Origin of the sequence: Rhizobium sp. 2YAF20 (assembly GCF_052114685.1) — a bacterium.
Taxonomy (GTDB): Bacteria; Pseudomonadota; Alphaproteobacteria; order Rhizobiales; family Rhizobiaceae; genus Rhizobium.
The window spans coordinates 1-16,526 of sequence record NZ_JBFRFF010000023.1; the positions used below are offsets into that span (position 1 = coordinate 1).

18 protein-coding genes and 2 pseudogenes are annotated in these 16,526 nt (G+C 55.0%); 13 read left to right on the plus strand and 7 right to left on the minus strand.

All coding sequences use genetic code 11. The features are described 5' to 3' along the window. The first annotated feature begins 54 nt into the window (after positions 1-54). Together AB4Z52_RS22695 and AB4Z52_RS22700 are read left to right on the plus strand one after the other, a co-directional pair. Positions 55-603, plus strand: a complete 549-nt coding sequence (locus AB4Z52_RS22695; RefSeq protein ID WP_442220242.1) for a GNAT family N-acetyltransferase — start codon at positions 55-57, stop codon at positions 601-603. A 20-nt stretch (positions 604-623) separates the two neighbouring features. Next, positions 624-1,466, plus strand: coding sequence for an inositol monophosphatase family protein (locus AB4Z52_RS22700; protein WP_442220159.1), 843 nt, complete (start codon positions 624-626; stop codon positions 1,464-1,466). A 112-nt stretch (positions 1,467-1,578) separates the two neighbouring features. Here AB4Z52_RS22700 and AB4Z52_RS22705 read toward each other — a convergent pair whose 3' ends face one another. Further along, positions 1,579-2,022: an NUDIX hydrolase gene (locus tag AB4Z52_RS22705; protein WP_442220160.1), complete on the minus strand. Its 444-nt coding sequence runs from the start codon at positions 2,020-2,022 to the stop codon at positions 1,579-1,581. Positions 2,023-2,146: 124 nt separating this feature from the next. Between AB4Z52_RS22705 and AB4Z52_RS22710 the strand changes: the two are divergent. Beyond that, positions 2,147-2,299, plus strand: a pseudogene (locus AB4Z52_RS22710) (GNAT family N-acetyltransferase); the annotation flags it as partial. A gap of 288 nt (positions 2,300-2,587) precedes the next feature. Continuing rightward, on the plus strand, positions 2,588-3,598 hold the full coding sequence (locus AB4Z52_RS22715) for a carbon-nitrogen hydrolase family protein (RefSeq protein ID WP_442220161.1): 1,011 nt from the start codon (positions 2,588-2,590) through the stop codon (positions 3,596-3,598). 523 nt (positions 3,599-4,121) lie between these two features. Here AB4Z52_RS22715 and AB4Z52_RS22720 read toward each other — a convergent pair. Continuing rightward, complete coding sequence (locus AB4Z52_RS22720) at positions 4,122-4,607, minus strand: hypothetical protein (RefSeq protein WP_442220162.1); 486 nt, start codon at positions 4,605-4,607, stop codon at positions 4,122-4,124. A gap of 168 nt (positions 4,608-4,775) precedes the next feature. Between AB4Z52_RS22720 and AB4Z52_RS22725 the strand changes: the two genes are divergently transcribed. Next, on the plus strand, positions 4,776-5,318 hold the full coding sequence (locus AB4Z52_RS22725) for a ribonuclease H family protein (RefSeq protein ID WP_442220243.1): 543 nt from the start codon (positions 4,776-4,778) through the stop codon (positions 5,316-5,318). A 143-nt stretch (positions 5,319-5,461) separates the two neighbouring features. On the opposite strand, the pseudogene AB4Z52_RS22730 reads toward AB4Z52_RS22725, so the two are convergent. Further along, a pseudogene (locus AB4Z52_RS22730) lies at positions 5,462-6,127 on the minus strand (alpha/beta fold hydrolase); the annotation flags it as partial. Between the two features lie 114 nt (positions 6,128-6,241). On the opposite strand from AB4Z52_RS22730, the gene AB4Z52_RS22735 reads away from it, so the two are divergent. Next, entirely contained in the window at positions 6,242-6,787 is a 546-nt protein-coding gene (locus tag AB4Z52_RS22735; RefSeq protein WP_442220163.1) for a 2'-5' RNA ligase family protein, read from the plus strand. Next, a complete protein-coding gene (locus tag AB4Z52_RS22740; protein ID WP_442220164.1) occupies positions 6,781-7,467 on the plus strand; it encodes a Type 1 glutamine amidotransferase-like domain-containing protein in 687 nt (228 codons plus the stop codon). Before AB4Z52_RS22735 ends, AB4Z52_RS22740 begins: the two co-directional genes overlap by 7 nt. Before the next feature lie 42 nt (positions 7,468-7,509). Here AB4Z52_RS22740 and AB4Z52_RS22745 read toward each other — a convergent pair whose 3' ends face one another. Continuing rightward, positions 7,510-8,379 (minus strand): acyl-CoA thioester hydrolase/BAAT C-terminal domain-containing protein, encoded by an 870-nt coding sequence (locus tag AB4Z52_RS22745; protein WP_442220165.1) that lies wholly within the window; start codon positions 8,377-8,379, stop codon positions 7,510-7,512. 42 nt (positions 8,380-8,421) lie between these two features. Next, positions 8,422-8,784 (minus strand): VOC family protein, encoded by a 363-nt coding sequence (locus AB4Z52_RS22750; protein ID WP_442220166.1) that lies wholly within the window; start codon positions 8,782-8,784, stop codon positions 8,422-8,424. A gap of 132 nt (positions 8,785-8,916) precedes the next feature. Here AB4Z52_RS22750 and AB4Z52_RS22755 point away from each other — a divergent pair, with 132 nt between their 5' ends. After that, positions 8,917-9,456: a GNAT family N-acetyltransferase gene (locus AB4Z52_RS22755; protein ID WP_442220167.1), complete on the plus strand. Its 540-nt coding sequence runs from the start codon at positions 8,917-8,919 to the stop codon at positions 9,454-9,456. A gap of 63 nt (positions 9,457-9,519) precedes the next feature. On the opposite strand, the gene AB4Z52_RS22760 is transcribed toward AB4Z52_RS22755, so the two are convergent. Beyond that, a complete protein-coding gene (locus tag AB4Z52_RS22760; RefSeq protein ID WP_442220168.1) occupies positions 9,520-9,972 on the minus strand; it encodes a hypothetical protein in 453 nt (150 codons plus the stop codon). A 269-nt stretch (positions 9,973-10,241) separates the two neighbouring features. After that, positions 10,242-10,676 carry a bleomycin resistance protein gene (locus AB4Z52_RS22765; RefSeq protein WP_442220169.1) on the minus strand — a complete coding sequence of 145 codons (435 nt, stop codon included), beginning with the start codon at positions 10,674-10,676 and terminating at the stop codon, positions 10,242-10,244. Positions 10,677-11,336: 660 nt separating this feature from the next. Here AB4Z52_RS22765 and AB4Z52_RS22770 point away from each other — a divergent pair. From AB4Z52_RS22770 to AB4Z52_RS22790, 5 genes are all read left to right on the plus strand, one after another. Beyond that, on the plus strand, positions 11,337-12,044 hold the full coding sequence (locus tag AB4Z52_RS22770; RefSeq protein ID WP_442220170.1) for an HAD family hydrolase: 708 nt from the start codon (positions 11,337-11,339) through the stop codon (positions 12,042-12,044). A 180-nt stretch (positions 12,045-12,224) separates the two neighbouring features. Next, positions 12,225-12,608, plus strand: coding sequence for a GNAT family N-acetyltransferase (locus tag AB4Z52_RS22775; RefSeq protein WP_442220171.1), 384 nt, complete (start codon positions 12,225-12,227; stop codon positions 12,606-12,608). Positions 12,609-12,759: 151 nt separating this feature from the next. Continuing rightward, the gene (ubiA, locus tag AB4Z52_RS22780; protein ID WP_442220172.1) at positions 12,760-13,671 is read left to right on the plus strand and encodes a 4-hydroxybenzoate octaprenyltransferase; all 912 of its coding nucleotides are present in this window, start codon (positions 12,760-12,762) and stop codon (positions 13,669-13,671) included. Between the two features lie 150 nt (positions 13,672-13,821). Further along, positions 13,822-14,265, plus strand: coding sequence for a hypothetical protein (locus tag AB4Z52_RS22785; RefSeq protein ID WP_442220173.1), 444 nt, complete (start codon positions 13,822-13,824; stop codon positions 14,263-14,265). Positions 14,266-15,342: 1,077 nt separating this feature from the next. After that, positions 15,343-16,092 (plus strand): SDR family oxidoreductase, encoded by a 750-nt coding sequence (locus AB4Z52_RS22790; RefSeq protein ID WP_442220174.1) that lies wholly within the window; start codon positions 15,343-15,345, stop codon positions 16,090-16,092. Positions 16,093-16,526 lie beyond the last annotated feature (434 nt).

Sequence of the window (16,526 nt, forward strand, 5' to 3'; positions counted from 1 at the left end):
GTGGTGTAAGTGGACGCGAGCGGTGCGGCGATGGTTCCGCAGAAGGGGAGCGAAGTGGAAACCGGGCCATTGTCAGACACTTCAAACGTCAGCGTTCGGCCAATAGCTCCTGGACATATTGACAGCTTTCACCGTGCCCTCGACTCCGTTGCGCGGGAGAGAAAATATCTGACGATGCTGGAGGCAACTCCATTGCCTGAGACGCGTGACTTCGTGATGGGCATGATCGAAAAAGGAAACCCGCAATTTGTTGCTATGGTTGGGGAGGAAGTCGTCGGCTGGTGTGACATTCGTCGACACTTCTTTCCATCACACGCCCATCGTGGGAGCCTCGGAATGGGTATCATTCCTACCTATCGGGGCAGAGGTTTAGGGCGAAGGCTAATTGAGGCGGCATTAACGGCCGCACGAGAAAGCGATATTGTTCGGGTTGAGCTCGACGTTTACGAAGATAACACCCGAGCAATCGCCCTCTACGAAAATGTGGGGTTCATGCGGGAAGGAATAGTTCGACGTGCGGCGTGCATCGATGGTCGGTTTATCGACGCGATCAGTATGGCGCTTTTGTTCGACGAAAGCGGCCGCGTCCTTACCGCTCAGTAGTCGCCGCCCCAGGGGTTCGGATGATCGATAACGACCAAATACTCTCGTTGGTACAAACAGCCGCCGTGACGGCTGGAGAAGCGGTTCTCGATCAATGGGAATCTTGCCGCCTGGACGTACGCTACAAGGGTAAGAGTGAGACGGTGACCGCCGCCGATCTATTGGCGAACGACATTATCGCAACTTACATCCGGTCCGCATTTCCCGCCCACCGTATCCTTTCCGAAGAAGATGAGGGTAGCCATAGTTTCGACTATTCAGGCCCGTTGTGGATCGTTGATCCAATCGACGGAACAGCGAACTACGTCAGAGGGCACCCTTACTTCGCGGTATCCATTGCCTTCGCGGTTGGCGGAGTTGTGCAGGTTGGTTGCGTACACGCCCCTGCTTTGAGGGAGACTTTCACTGCGGTAAGGGATCGTGGGGCTTTTCTGAATGGCAAGGCAATTCGGACCTCGCGTCCAATTAGCCTTGCCGACGCGGTCGTCAGCACAGGATTCCCGCACGAAAAGAACGATGTCGGGCCGCTGGTAGACCGTTTCAGGACGCTTCTTCAAAACTGCCAGGATATTCGCCGTAGTTCGTCGCCCGTCTTAGATATTGCCTATGTCGCAGCCGGTCGGCTTGATGCTCATACCGAAACGCTGTTTCCCTGGGATGTGGCTGCGGCGGGGCTCATTGCTACCGAGGCAGGAGCAGTTCGAAGCAATCTTGTCGCAGTCCCCGATCATGTCCCCGTCGATCTTTGCGGGGACGCAGTCGTGTTCTCCTCGCCAAATATCCATCAGGAACTTGTCACGCGTCTTACGGGCAGATCGATTCCCGCCCGGAGAGCAAATTCAATGGGTAACGCAGACACGTAAGCGGTGCATTGGGGCACGACAAGCCGCTTGGCAGCGCCGCGTTCGCCACTACCCCGTCCATCGCGGTCAAACCGATTAACGCATGGGGCCGTCTCATCCGCGAGCATGTTTTTTACCCTGTATTTCCGCCTGGTCGAAATGCCGCCGATGCAATTGACTGGCTCAATTCGCGGAAAACATGCAAATACTGTGGATGAGCGATGCCTTCAAGAGTTGAGGCTTCCGACGCTGTGACCCACTGCATAGCCGTGTGTTCGTCGCCCAGCAACGTTGGCTCTCCACCCTCCCAAGCAGTCACCGCGTAGACATGATAGCGGGTACGGAAATCGTCGCTTGTCTGCAGTTCTGAAAGCTCGGCTATCCAGCGAAACCGTACGGGGGTAAGGCCGACCTCTTCCTGTGCCTCACGTACCAAGGCAGCCTCGACGCTCTCGCCAGGCTCGACATGACCCCCCACCAGGTCCCAATGATTTGGGTACCAAGTTTTGTGCGACGCTCGCTTTACCAGAAGAACCAAGCCATCCCTGACAAAGGCAGCACATGCAATTTCCGCCAAAGCAACCTCCGAATAGTGAACCCGCAATCTGCACATAGAAACTTGTACTGTCACCTGCCGTGATATCCCGCTGGGCCAACGTCGGAGGATCGAGTGCTTCCGGTTCGCGCCACAAGCGCGGCAGTACAATACACGCGCGATCCGGGCCTACGAGAAATGCGGCTTCGTAGTTGAAGGCCTGGAGCGCGAAGCTGCGTTCGTGAACGATGTGTGGCACGACGATGTGATGATGGGACTTCTGGAAACGGAGTTCCTGACGCAAGCGTCCTCTGGCTGACGCCCGTCTTCGTGCCGACAGTGGAAGACTGCAGTTGGTCAGATCGCCGCAACAGAGGTCACCGCAGCGTCCTGCAGGCACTCCCGTCCGGCACTCAAAATAGGTTGACGAATCACCATCAGGGCAGCCATCTTTGCGTTGGCGTGATCAGCGCCTAACCTCCCGAGGCCGTCCCCAGCACGGCCATAAAAGGAGGCAAAGGGACTTCAGTCTCGGGTCGCTATCTTGGTCCAATTGCTTCGGGCGTCGTTGCTGGGGAACTTACGTTCGAATGTGAGAGGCCTGACAATGACCCAAAATGGAAATCTCAAACGTCGTGTACGCGCCCGAGCCGCCAAAACGGGCGAATCCTATACTGCAGCGCTGAGCAATGTTCGCAAGCCGTCGCCGTCGCCGGAGAGCGACAAAGACGACATCAAGTCTGTCCGGGTGGCGGTGGCACAAACGACATTTTATAACGACCCCCGGAATATCCAAGCGCTTCGCGCCAGCGGGCTGGAAATTCGAAGCCTAATGCGTGAGGCACATGGAGCCGGGGCGAGAGTTATACACTTCCCTGAGGGCGCAACGTGTTCGCCCAACAAACGTATAATGTCCGCGAACGGGCCAAGAGAAATCGGTTCAGCGGATTGGAATCGCTTTGAATGGGATGATCTAAGCGAAGAGCTTGACGCAATCAGCAAACTTGCGAGGGAGCTTCGGTTATGGACGATAGTCGGTTCCGTGCACAGGCTCACCCCGCCACATCGGCCGCATAACAGCCTCTATGTGCTCTCCGATCACGGGGAACTTATTGACCGCTATGATGAGCGAATGCTTTCGCATACGAAAATCTCATTCATGTACTCGCCTGGGAAAGTCCCGGTGACCTTCGATGTTGATGGTATTCGCTTCGGGTGCTCGCTCGGCATGGAGGCGCATTATCCGGAGATTTTCATTGAATACGAGCGCCTTAGTGTCGAATGCGTTCTATTCTCCACGACGGGCGAAATCTCAGAGAATGCGCCAGCGTCGTCCTTTTCAGCAGAAGCGCTCGGCCACGCGGCCAGCAACAGCTATTGGGTCAGTTATTCCGCCCACTCGCCGCAAAGTGTCACTAACCCGTCAGGGATAGCGGGGCCGGACGGTCGATGGGCAGCGCAATGCGAAGGAAATGGTCAGCCTTCAATTGCTATTGCAGACGTCAGGTCCGATCCGAAAAATCTGGCCCGACCATGGAGGAGAAAAGCTCGCGCCGATCTTTACACCCCTCATCAGATTAACAGCGACCCCCGAAGCGAAGACCGCCATACGTTCTAACAAAGGCCAAAAATTCGATGGGAGGGCGATACTGATTGTCGTCTCATCGAATGCTCAAGGTTGTAAGACCTCAGTTTGCCGACTGCGGTTACGGCTCAAATGCGCCATCGGCTGTCATCTGCTGATTTTACGCATGATTCCCCACCAGCGCACGTTCTTAATGACAGACCGATCAGGTCTGCAACTGGCTCAGTATCCTTTGAGAGAGCTTGGCGTCCTCAAGCAGGGGAGTAAGGACGGGCGTGTGCGAAGTCTTACGTCAGTAATATCAACGGACGAAAGGATACCGGTGTTGGTTAAGGTAAGCTGGGAGTTCTGCGGTGCGTCGGGAAATTAGCCAATAATTCACTCTGATGAAAGCTTGGCGGTGATGTGGGACACCAAACTACCGCTGATTGCGATAGGTACACTCCCGATGCACGCCGAACCCATAGATAGCCATGGGAGGGCAGGCATGTTCCTTCCTAAATCGGCAGCATTGGGAAGGAGACAACGTGAATAAATTCGAAGAATTCTGCGTCGCCTAAGGCCTCTGACGCGATTCAAGCCAACCGCGCACCGTCGCCATGGTGCTCTCTTTCATCTCGGTAACCCAGTTTCGAATGGTCTCAACGCGATCCATTGTCCATTTGAGCCAGCCGTAAGTTAGTAGCTTCTCGCGGCCAGCGTGAAAAAGACGTTCAACCAAGAGGAAGCTCATCAGGTGAGCCAATGCGATAATTACGAGCCCGGAAATTACATGGCCCCTGGCAATAACGAATAAAGCGTAAACCTTCAGGGGCTCGGCAATCGCAATCGGCACAACAAACAGAACGAGAATGACGGCTCGCGGCAACGAACCGACAAACTCGCCGAAGTGTTTTACGACAGAAAGCGAGGAGAACCAGTTTACGAGCGGTCGATACACCGGTCGGGCGATTTCGCTGATTATAACAAGCACTGCTATGACGAGCCGCAAGGGTAGCAAAAGGAATTGCCAGGCGGACCGGCGTTGGCGTTTGATGATCATCTCTGTATACCTGCATTTAGTCGACCTGGTGCAAAGTTCCGGGGTACGTCGTTTCGTTCCTTGAAATCCGGTCTTCAGTCCGCCTTCAGAATAAACTATCCGGAAGTTCCAACTCTGTCTCTCGCCGATGACCCGCATTCCGACTGCTCTCAACGTCCCGTACCACGCATGACCGACATTTCTGACAAGCCCCGCTCCCCTGCGAATACAGCAGGAATACCGCGTACTCAACGCGGCCTTCACGTCTTCGCGGACGGTTGCTATGAACCCGATTCCGGGCAGGGAGGGTGGGCATTTGTCGCCTACCGCGATGGGGTGGAAATCGCGTCTGACTTCGGCGGCGTCCGAGATTCCGCCAACAATTCGACGGAACTGATCGCCCTGCTCAAGGCGGCCACCTGGATCAATAGTAACGCAGCAGGCGAAGCTGCCGTCATCTGGTCCGATTCCGTCTATGCGGTTAGAGGCTGCAACAGCTGGCGACATATTTGGAAGAACAACGGCTGGAGGAAAAAAGGCCCGAATGCGAATGTCCGAAGCCGAACGATAGCCAACCCGGAGCTTTGGAAAGCAATCGACCTTCAGTTATCCCACAGCCACCTGGTGACCGTCGCCTGGTGCAAAGGCCATTCCGGCATTAATGGCAACGAGCGGGCGGATGAACTCGCAGACCACGGACGCCTTTCGTTGCGGGGTGCCAAGTGTGTGTGACCCACGGATACTGCTATCTCTGGTGGGTTTGTATTAGTTCTCGGACGAGGCTTCCAATTTGAGCCATGTTGACAGGCAGTCCAGACGCCGTCCGGCTGCTCTAGCGGCGACAGATGTCCACATTCTGGAATGACGACAAGATCAGCATTCAGAATGCCGTCAGCCATTTTTCGCGCCGAGGCCACTGGCGCGACATGATCTGAATCTCCAACCGCAACGAGAGTAGGGCAGGTAATCATCGACAAGGTACTGATCGAATTCGCGCGATCAGAGGCGGCCTTGAGATGCCGGAGGGCAGCATCTCGGCCGTTATCAAAGAGCGCCATCTGCCGGTAAATCGCTAAAAGGCCCTGGTCATCGGCGCGGCAGGGGTGAACAAGCTGCTTGAACCGCTCTTCGATCCAACTGCCAACCTCACCTGTAGCAATGCGTGCGATACGCTCTTCCCGCGTCTTTCGTTGCTCTGCGCTCTCAGCTTCCGCACTCGTACTGAGGAGCGCCAGTCGTTCAACGCGGTCGGCGGCCTGCCGCATTATCTCAAACGCGATGTAACCTCCCATGGAAAATCCGGCCATCGCAAAGCGAGCGGGCGCAGTCCGCAGGATATGCCGTGCTATTTCCTCAATCGTATCGCCAACCGTGTGATCCGCCACATAGACCGAGCGTGTCGTCCGGATTGACGGAATCTGCCAGGCAAATAACCTGGCAGAGCAGTTCAGCATTAACAAAACAGGTAAAGTGTCTGGCACGAATATTCTCTTCGGCAAATCACTAGGGGCTATCGTCCGTTGCACTGAGGCCCGCGCCATCCTCTGCTGATCGATGACCGGCACTTGGGTGCAGCCGATGTGGCTTTGATTTAAAGGCAATGATCGAGGCTTATGGTTAGGGGCAATATCGAAGTTTGTCGCGAGGTTTCTGCCATGTTTGGCGTTACGCTATCCACACAATCTACAGCGCAGCCGTTTTGGGCGTTGGTCGACAAGGCTTCGGCTTTCGAAAGCTCGCCATCAATCCGCACCTTAGGCTACGTACCCCACATCACGCTCAGTCGGTATGCTGCGATTGTTGTCGATGATATCGGCGCGAAAATCGATACCCTCGCGGGTGAGGGGGCGTTCGAGCTGACATTTGACAAGATATCCGCGTTCGATACCGATCCGCTCGTGCTGTGGCTATCCCCAAAACATGATCAACGCCTCCTCGAACTTCACGAGAGGGTGCAATCATTCGCGGACCCCGGTTTGTGCGATCCGCACTACAGCCCTGACCTTTGGCGACCGCATTTGACAGTGGCAACGGCAATCAGCAGCGAACGGCGACAGGCTGCGTTGGCTTTCGCGGCGAGGCCAATCGAGCCGTTCAAGATCACGTTTGACCGGATCGACTTTGTTTCGTGGCCGCCGACCTCCGTTTTGAAAACGCGGGCTCTGTCAGGGCAACGCAATTTGGGGGAAACAGAATGGTAAATCTGGCGCTCTACAGTGATCAGGTTATTCCGGAGAATTCAAAAATTGATGTCCGTCTGTTGAAGATGCTGGCGGACGAAGGACGTGGCCGACGTATCGGATACATTCCGTCCGGCCCCGAAGTTGGTCGTCGCTTTTTCCAAGAGCGCAAGGCGTATTATGCTAGGATTGGTGTTCAGCTTTCCGTGTTTTTTGATCTCGACCAGCCTCATAGCCACGAGGACGTGGAAGCGCTTTTAAGTTGCGATGCTATTCATTTGTCAGGAGGCCATACTGGCGCGTTCCTTAAGCGGATGAAGCGCAGTTCGACAATCCATATGTTGCATGATTGGGCAGCAGAGGGCGGCGTGTTGATCGGCACCAGCGCGGGCGCGATCTTGATGACACCGACGATTGCCACGGATGCTCTATTTTCCGGTGGCCGCCCTGAAGATGTACGAGGCGCGACTGCGCTCAGTCTGGTGCCGTTTGAGTTCTTCCCACATCTGCAAGCGATGCCAACTTATCTCGCCGACTTGCTACGCTATAGTGCCTCTACGTCCAGACCGATCATCGCATGTGCCGATGGCGAAGGAGTGATAGTCACGAGAGATAAAATCGAATGCATCGGGGAACCGCTTTGGATTCGCAATGGTTCAGTCAGCCAGGTGAGCGAACGGGCGCTCGCCGATGTCATTTGACAGCTGCCCCCCAATTACCGCAGGTTAATTGGCGTTGCTGTCTCATCTGCTTTCCAGGCCGAGCGCTTGGATAATGGCCGCCCAGGCGGATCGGCCAAGTCTTGCGTCCGCTTCATCGCTGCCGCCATGCGCATGTAGCGAAGACCTTGGCGTTGTCTCTCCAGGGAGCAAAAGCCGATGTCCGGCGTCGGCGTCGCAGACCAATTCGGCGTCTTTCCCGAACATTTGCCGCTGCTGAAGAATGGAACRCGCAAATGCCTCCGACKGCCAGAGCGCATCGCTCCCGCCAGCGATGAGAACGACCTTGGCATCAATTTGCTCCACCGGGATGGTGGCGGCTGGAACATAAGAGGCAAATCGCGTCAGGCAGTGCTCGAACAKTCCGCGATAGGAAACAAGGCCGTCCTTGTACTCTTTAACCCAGGAAGGATCGGCGGGCACGAAAGCGAGGGGCTCGTTCCTCCACGTCCAAGAGGACCGCTCTGGCCAGGCGATGCCGTCATGCCCCGGTCCGATATTGCCCCAAACGACGGAGGTCGGACTGATCGCAATGACCATTTCGACGCGGTGGTCACGGGCAGCTATAAGCAGAGCTGCTTCCGCGCCCTTGCATGTTCCGATGATTGCGATGTGCTTGCAGCCACGGTGGCAAAGCTCGTCGATGGCGCTGACGAAAGTCTTCAGCGGGACTTCACAGAGTCCGGGAGTTTGGCCTTCACCGCCGAACCATCGCAATGCCAGCGCCGTGATTCCGAGGCTGGCGAAGAGGGAAGCACGCTGAACATCGACGCGCCCGCTTGATCCGCTGAGGACGACGATGCCCCATTCGTTCGAGCTGTCCGGCACCAGCAGAACGCCCTGTATCTCTCCGGTCAGGTTGATCTGTGAATAGGTTGTCACTGGTATGGCCATCGTCTTCCCAAGGTTCCGTTCTCGAAATAGTCATCTGTAATTTCATTTGAGCTGCATCAGCTCGATTCGATTGCCGAAAGGGTCGCTGACGTATCTTCGGTCATATCCCTCTAGCGGCTGGTCTGGCGATGTCGGAAACCCGGCACCATCCAGCATAGCCACGAGGGAGCGGAGGTCACTGACGATGAGACCCGGATGGGCCTTCCTTGCAGGCGAAAAATCATCCTCAACCCCTAAATGAATTCTGACGCCATTGGCCTCGAACCAACATCCACCCCTGGCGGCGAGATGCGGTGGCTTTGCGACTTCGCTCAGGCCAAGCAGCCCCTCATAGAACCCGCGAGCGGGGTCCTCCCATCCGACCGGCATCGCCAACTGAATATGATCCATTCCAATGACGGCCAATGTGATTCTCCCAATTGATGGTGGCATTGAACGCCGAACTGTAGGAAATATGGCCACCTCCCGATCCGGTTCTAAAGCTGGTCAGGTGATCGACAAAATGCCTCTCAATTCAATTTCGAGCAAATCCAGCCCATGTTTGCAAACAACGTCAATGGAAGACGGTTATCCGAAGCACTGCGCACAGGTAGATTGCTACTGAGGCCTCCCGCAGAGGAAGATCGCCAGTTCCTGACGGACCTGTTTTCTCACCTAGAGCTGGTTGCGCATCGCCCCGACCCGAGACCGGACTCCCCTGAAGAAAGTGCTGCCCGGCTGGCACGTGACATAGGCCACTGGAACGATCATGGATTTGGCCGTTGGGCGGTTGAGGTTGACGGAAAGCTCATCGGTTTTGGCGGCGTCACCGTTTCGAAGGATTTTGAAGGCCTGAACCTGTCATATCACCTGCACCCCGAAAGCTGGGGCCATGGCTATGCCACCGAATTGGTGAACACCGCTTTGGCTTTCTCCTTCAACGACCTGCAGGCGATCAGGGTGATTGGATTGGTTCGCACTGCCAATGCCGCCTCCAAACGGGTCCTTGAAAAATGCGGATTTTGTTTCGAGCGGGAGGTGATGCTACTCGGTGCACCAACCAATATGTACGTCCTGACCCCGGGCGTAGTTGATTAAATTCCCGGCAGGCTGCTATTGAACCCGCCGCCGAGACCGGTGAGGCGATAGTTGCTCCTCAGTTTAAAAACACCATGTGTCGATCCCCATGCCCATCCTCTGCTGCCTGTCGTCCCGAATGCCGTCGTCAGTGAATTGGCGCTGGTAATTCGCGACTTCAACTCCCAGCATCGTTTCGTCGCAATGAAGCCCGATCACGATTGTCAGACCTTGACTTGTCTCCCAGCCTCTCAACGTTATTCCGCTGTCGGCCATGCGATTGACCGGCCTTTCGGGCGCACCGTAATCGCGAAGGTATTGTCGAAACATCTGCTCTGCGGACTGCTGACCGATAGAACCTTCCGAAGACGACTGTCCGGAGGCAATGTAATAAACGACGCCCTTGCCTGTCAATTTGACCGCGAACCAGTGACGGCCAGAGGAGAAACTAAGAGAGCGGCTAAGAACTCTGCCATCGTCCGCCTTTTCCTCATATACGGGCTTTTGGAAAAGGCGCGTCACAGCCACTTCGGTCATTCCGACACGTAGCTCTCCTGCCGGAGTGGAGATGGTCTGGCACTGGACGGGCGTGGTTGCCCAAAGGCTCGACGCCAGACAGCAAGCGGCTAGCACGACAAAGGTCCGACTGCGCGATATTGATTTCCCGACCCTCATATTTTCGCTCCGGTTCATAATCTCGTTCTCGTGGGCGCAACACCGATGGCAGCTTAGGGTTCGCGGAAGATGGGCAGCTTCCGAAATTCGCCAAAAGCCGCCAGTCATCGCATAATTAAGGGATTTCCGGCTCAAAGCCTCGGGGATGGCGGAGCCCTTGAACCGAGGGCCTGCGAGAAGCGGACAAGATAGCCGTCCGGATCAAGCACCAGGAATTCCAGCGATCCTTGCTCCTCGTCACCAATGCGATACCAGCTTTCCTTGACGTCGCGGAAGAGGGGCCAATCTGCCCGTTTCAGCCTGGCAAGCAGCGGTTCGATATCGGAAACAGTGATCTGGAAATTAATTCCTCGCCCGAAGGGCCGCTCCAAAGGACCGGTGAGCCATTCGCCGTTTATTTGGCAGAGCATCACCTGCACACCCTCCCGCTCGCAATAGGCAAAGTGTGCTGCTGGACGGTCGTAAGCGACGCGAAATCCAAGACAGTCGCACCAGAATTTGAGGCTCGCGTCTATGTCCGCGACGTCCAGTTCCGGCACCAGCCGGTTGAACCCGCCTTCTGGCATGCGGCCGCTTCCCGACGCGCTGTTTCGTTCTGTTTGTGTGAGGATGTGCGCCAGGGTCAGCTCCTGATGGGCTTGGACAGAAGGGTTTCTAATCCCCCGTGCAACTGCGCTCTTCATGCATTGTCTTGGGTTCGGCGACAAGGGCCGTCGGCAATCTCAAAACGCTAACGCCGACCTCCTCCGGGTCCTGAATGTGCTTCTTTTCGTCCAATGTGTCAGTCTCATGTCTGGTTGCTGACGCGTGGGCTGTGAAAACTTCCGTCGTTTTCTGCGGACTGTTAGCCAATCCTCTCGGGTGGTCCCGATAGAATCTCTCCAATCTTTGCTTGTACATGCTATCCCCAGACGCATTGACAGTTGCTGTTAGCAGCATACCAATTGCGGGAATTGTATCAACGCGCAGTCTGCGCAAAGAATGAGCAGAAAACACCCTGTCACGCTTGATGTCACGCTCGCGGCGGGTCCTTCGCGATGGAGGTTCGGCGACACGTTGATCCCCTTGAAGACAGAAATTCGTGCCACGCAGCGGCGCGGTGCCGTAACCTGGCCTCGCAAAGAGGACACGCAAAGAGCGAGCCATTACGCAACGGGCAGATGTCAATGAACGTTCACTGGATTTCAAATCATGCAAGCAGGCAATAAAATAGAGGGAGCTGACCTATGTCCGTTGATGGAAAATTCTCCTTGATCGGTTTTGATGCCGATGACACCCTTTGGGAGCACGCTGATTTCTACAGGCAAGCTGAACAACGGCTGATCAATCTACTCGCCGGATTTGGCGACGACGCCGAAATCACGAAAAAATTGCGGGAGGTGGAACTCCGCAACCTACCGCTTTACGGCTTTGGCGTAAAAGGCTTTACGCTATCCATGATAGAAACCACCATTGAACTAACCGGAGGCAGAGCACCTCTCAGCTTGATTAAGAGCATCATTTCAAGTGGGCACGAACTGTTGAAGCACCCAATTGAATTGCTCCCGCATGTCGCTGAAACTCTCGCTGAGCTGTCCGGTATCTATAGATTGGTGCTTATCACGCGGGGCGATCTCTTTGATCAAGAGAGGAAACTAGAGGAATCGGGACTGAGAAAATTTTTTGAGGCCGTGGAAATCGTTTCGGACAAGAATGTGGAGACCTATCGCCGGATATCGGAGAGGCACGGCATGCGGGCGGGGCGAGCGATGATGGTTGGGAACTCCTTGAAATCCGATGTGATACCTGCCCTTGAGGCGGGCTACTGGGGAGTGCATGTGCCCCAGCCAATAACATGGGTGGTGGAGCATTTCGAGACATCCATTTCAACGCCTCGGTTCCGGAGAATTAATAACCTCGGCGAGCTTGTACAACTGATTGGAACACTCGATTAAGTGAGAATAGTTCATACGCCTTTTTCTTCAATTCCTCGGTTACAGACGTCAGCCCGAGAAACCGGCGAGGCCATCAATCGTTCTTCAGCGGGTGCTGGTTGACCGCATTGGGCCTGCGGAAACGATTGCAAATTTCGCTTCAATCTGACTAACCCGACCAATCCACATGAGGAGCAGCATTTGGAAATTAAGGTAGACCCCTTTCCTTCCAATCTTGACATCAGTCCATTTTGGTTGGCGGTTTGGGGAAATCCTGTGCCACCTCGCTTCGCAGACATTCTATCTCGTAGCCTTGGTCATGTGGGAGCATATGAAGGAACGAAAATCATCGGGTTCGTGAATGTTGCATGGGACGGAGGCGTCCACGCATTTATCTTGGATACCTGCGTTCATCCAGGTTTCCGTAGACAAGGAATCGCCACCCGTCTTGTACGTGAGGCCGAGAGCCTTGCACGACTACGCGGCGCTCGATGGCTGCACGTCGACTTCGAACCTCACCTCGAAGAATTCTATCGCGGCTGCGGCTTCGGACCAACAACAGCAGGACTGATAAAGCTCCAATAGAGCGAAAACTGTCCCTGCGCTAGCGACAGGCGTAGCGTCGCTACGGTCGGAGGCGGAAAACGGGGACAGGAATGCGCCGCCAATACCAGCCATTGCCGCATCTTCAAAACTCTCTATTTTGCCCACTCGATATAGCTGCCGGATTGAGAAGATGAACACTTTAAGCCACCCAGACCTGAGCGATATTAAACGAGGAGACTGGGTAGATCGGCGTTTGCCTCTGGCATGGCGACCCTACACAAGGCTCGCACGGCTGGACCGCCCTGTCGGCATATGGCTCACGCTTTTCCCCTGCTGGGCCGCGCTCGTCCAAGCATCGCACGGTATTCCAGAACTTCGCCACCTCATCGTCTTTTCCCTCGGCGCACTGCTGATGAGAAGTGCCGGTTCCACGGTCAACGACATCGCAGATCGAAAATTCGACGGCCACGTAGAGCGCACCCGATTTCGACCCTTGGCGAGCGGGCAAATCAATGTCCCACAGGCCGTTCTCTTCCTGGTGGCGGAGCTTGTACTGGCCGCTTCGCTTTTGTTCTTCCTGACGCCCTATACGCGCCTGGTCGCAATCTGCGTTCTGCCGCTCGTCTTCATCTACCCCCTCTGCAAGCGTTTCACGCATTGGCCGCAAGCCGTTCTTGGCGCGGCATTCAATTGGGGAATGCTCATGGCATGGTCGGAGGTTGCAGGAGAGATTCCGACCGGTGCAGTCCTGATGTGGCTCGGAGCCGTCACATGGCAGATCGGCTATGATACCGTTTATGCTTACGTCGATATGCAAGACGACGCTCGCTTGGGTTTGAAATCGACAGCGATCCTTTTCGGTGAACGCGGCAGGGTATTCATCGGCACATTCTACATCCTGACGGTCGCGGCATGGTCGGTTGGAGGATGGATGATTGGGATGTCACTGTCCTACTTCATCGGAATGCTGATGATCGTTGCGCATCTTAGTTGGCAGACTTGGCGCATCGACCTTTCGCGCCCCGATGTAAATTATCGCCTGTTTCTAGGGAACATTCTCACGGGTATGTTGCTCGCAGCCACCGCCTTCGTCGGAACATAGTGAACCATAGGTCAGTGACCGTTGTACGCGGCCGGAGGGCGACAAAACCAAGTTCCGATCAAACTCTTGTAGCTGTTGCTATCGCAATGTAAGCCGCTATTTTTGCCGTGAGATATCAGATTACCGGGCAGCGCCGAGGTTAGCTCTCCAATGGCCAGAAGAAAACAGTTCAAGGGTATCTGCCACGATATTCTTGAGACATTTATCAGCAGGTATAACGATCTCGATGGGTACTGGGCTTTGGGCCAATACCTCGGTTTCCTCGTAGACTGCAATGAGCGTCAAATTCAGTTCAACTTACGGAGCGCCATCACGTTACCCGACAACGCAGGGTTCGGCGCTTCCGCTGCCTACTATCGAGGAGCGATTTTTCGGTTGATGGACGCAAACGCGATGCCGCGAAACTGGTTCGCCGACGCTTACGTCACGTTTTCTATTATTGGTCCAGCGAAGGCATTATGCGAGATCGAAGTCGTGTCTGATCTCGGTAAGGCTTATCGTTGTGATCGGATTGTCAACGTTCGACCTCATAATCCGTCGCGCGAGCAGCGAAGAGGGGAACGCTTCGGGCCATCAAACCAAACGGGCCACTAGACCCATTCGAGGCCGCACTACCTCAGATTGGGATTCACTGCGATGGCTGCAAAGGGCCGAGAACGAAAGAGTGCTAGGCGGAAACGGTGACCAGAGCACCCTCTACAAGCGTGCGCAAGAAACGAGACATTGTGTTCGTCCGAATGAACGCAAATCGTTCATGGCCGACTGTTTCTAGAACTGCAACACCAGCCGCCATGATGAAGAGGTCTTCAGGTAGCGAAGGCGTTGACCAGTCGAACAGGCTGCCTGCAAAGCTCACCAATGTCTGCAACACCCGCTTATTCGGGCAAAATTCCAAAACCCGAGCTTTACCTTCGCTCAGCGTAGGTTCCCGGCCACTCACCGCTTAAATTATCTCTCAGCTTGTCACCGTCGAGTTGATCCAAAAGATTTTGAACCACTTCGGAAACGGCTTTTCCTTGAATAACAAAGCCAACGCTGTCGGCACCGTCGGCAAGCTCATCGAGAAGTCGTGTGAAATGCTCTCACCGAACGTCTGCAACAACATCCAAAATGATCATCACATCGTGTCCGAACCTATCAAGAGCGCTTTGTACAGACCAAACTGCCCCTTAGCAGCGCACTTGTCCAGCGACTGCTTCGGGCCGGTGGCTGCCTCTGATCAGCTTCGCGTTTGCGCCATTAGCGGACGCTTGCTGAGCGACGGGTGCATCGCGAACATTCACCGAGCAGTGTGTGGTGTTAAAATCTGACATCCAGCGCAGCATTAGCACCCTTTTCGGCGGACCCGTCGCCAAATGGCCCCAAGAAGGACAGACCGACCTTCGCACGGTCGTTGACGTTCATGTGGCCGGGTAGCGTACCTTATCGCGACGATGATTCCCGAAAGCCGTCTCCAGCGTGCTTCCGCATTCGGGCACTCGGATTATCTCAGTGTGCCAAGCAACGTTCGATAGTTGAGAATAAGTCGACGGCGCAGGAGCTGGCTGCCATAGCTCGTCTTCGCGACCGTTCGGCGTTTCCGAATTCCAACTCCTCCATTTGCCGACTAATATGGACAAGCCAGTCTTGTTACATTAGATGCCAATAGACAACTTTGGAAAGAAAAACATCATGTCACGTCTAGTAAACAAGACAGCGCTAATTACCGGTGGCACAAGCGGGATAGGTCTCGAAACCGCGAAACAATTCATCGCCGAAGGCGCTCGCGTGGCGGTTACCGGGAGCAGCGCGAAAAGCGTGGAGTTCGCCCGTGCCGAGCTTGACGCAAGCGCATTCGTTATTGAAGCCGACGCGGGCAATTTGGCAGTGCAGGCAACTGTGGCCGAGGCGGTAAGGAATGAACTCGGTGCACTCGATATCTTATTCGTCAATGCCGGGGTTGCCGAGTTCGGTCCGCTTGAGGGTTGGACCGAGGCTGGCTTCGACAAATCCATCGCCATCAATGTCAAAGGCCCGTTCTTCCTGATCCAGGCGTTGCTCCCGATCTTTTCAAAGAACGCCTCGATTGTCCTCAATACCTCGATCAACGCCCACATTGGCATGCCTAATTCCACTGTTTATTCGCTCACGAAGGGCGCACTGCTAACACTCGCAAAGACGCTGTCGGGTGAACTGATCGGCCGTGGCATCCGCGTAAATGCGGTAAGTCCGGGGCCAATCATGACGCCGCTCTATGGCAAGCTGGGAATGTCTGAGGCCGACTCAAAGGCGATGGCCACCCAGATACAAAGTCAGATTCCGGTTGGCCGCTTCGGCGATGTTAGTGAAGTCGCAAAGACAGTCCTCTTCCTGGCTTCCGACGAGGCGAGATATATTGTCGGAAGCGAGCTGATCATCGATGGTGGCATGAGCAATCTTTGACATCAGCATTCACTTAGAGGAAAGCTTCACCGACTTGAAGGCCTGCCGGATCGAACCGCCTCTGACCAAATTTCCGACCGAAGCGGCCATGCCAAAAGGGACGACACTCAGCTCGACAAATCCGAAATGTTTCTATCGAAGCCGAGAATCCGGAAGCGCGTAGGCTTCCGGATCGCGCCACAAGCAGCCGTTCGCCGACAAGCGGCACTGCAAATCACGTTTAGAAGGTCAAGGATATGTCCTACCAATGCAGTAAATGTAACTCGGACATGGAAGAGGGTTTTTTGCTTGAGAAAGGGGATGGCCCTGTCTTATCAGCCGAGACTTGGGTTGCAGGTAAGCCCGAGAAAAGCTGGCTTTCTGGATTGAGCCTTAAAGGCAAGGTAGTTTATGACGTCACTACGTTTCGTTGTATTGCATGCGGTTACCTCGAC

Excerpts from the sequence above, each read along its gene's own strand:
- AB4Z52_RS22735 (WP_442220163.1), top strand. The coding sequence starts at position 6,242 with ATGTTTGGCGTTACGCTATCCACACAATCTACAGCGCAGCCGTTTTGG.
- AB4Z52_RS22770 (WP_442220170.1), top strand. The coding sequence starts at position 11,337 with ATGTCCGTTGATGGAAAATTCTCCTTGATCGGTTTTGATGCCGATGAC.
- AB4Z52_RS22760 (WP_442220168.1), bottom strand. The coding sequence starts at position 9,972 with ATGACCGAAGTGGCTGTGACGCGCCTTTTCCAAAAGCCCGTATATGAG.
- AB4Z52_RS22715 (WP_442220161.1), top strand. The coding sequence starts at position 2,588 with ATGACCCAAAATGGAAATCTCAAACGTCGTGTACGCGCCCGAGCCGCC.
- AB4Z52_RS22755 (WP_442220167.1), top strand. The coding sequence starts at position 8,917 with ATGTTTGCAAACAACGTCAATGGAAGACGGTTATCCGAAGCACTGCGC.
- AB4Z52_RS22720 (WP_442220162.1), bottom strand. The coding sequence starts at position 4,607 with ATGATCATCAAACGCCAACGCCGGTCCGCCTGGCAATTCCTTTTGCTA.
- AB4Z52_RS22740 (WP_442220164.1), top strand. The coding sequence starts at position 6,781 with ATGGTAAATCTGGCGCTCTACAGTGATCAGGTTATTCCGGAGAATTCA.
- AB4Z52_RS22725 (WP_442220243.1), top strand. The coding sequence starts at position 4,776 with ATGACCGACATTTCTGACAAGCCCCGCTCCCCTGCGAATACAGCAGGA.
- AB4Z52_RS22765 (WP_442220169.1), bottom strand. The coding sequence starts at position 10,676 with ATGCCAGAAGGCGGGTTCAACCGGCTGGTGCCGGAACTGGACGTCGCG.
- AB4Z52_RS22785 (WP_442220173.1), top strand. The coding sequence starts at position 13,822 with ATGGCCAGAAGAAAACAGTTCAAGGGTATCTGCCACGATATTCTTGAG.
- ubiA (WP_442220172.1), top strand. The coding sequence starts at position 12,760 with ATGAACACTTTAAGCCACCCAGACCTGAGCGATATTAAACGAGGAGAC.
- AB4Z52_RS22790 (WP_442220174.1), top strand. The coding sequence starts at position 15,343 with ATGTCACGTCTAGTAAACAAGACAGCGCTAATTACCGGTGGCACAAGC.
- AB4Z52_RS22700 (WP_442220159.1), top strand. The coding sequence starts at position 624 with ATGATCGATAACGACCAAATACTCTCGTTGGTACAAACAGCCGCCGTG.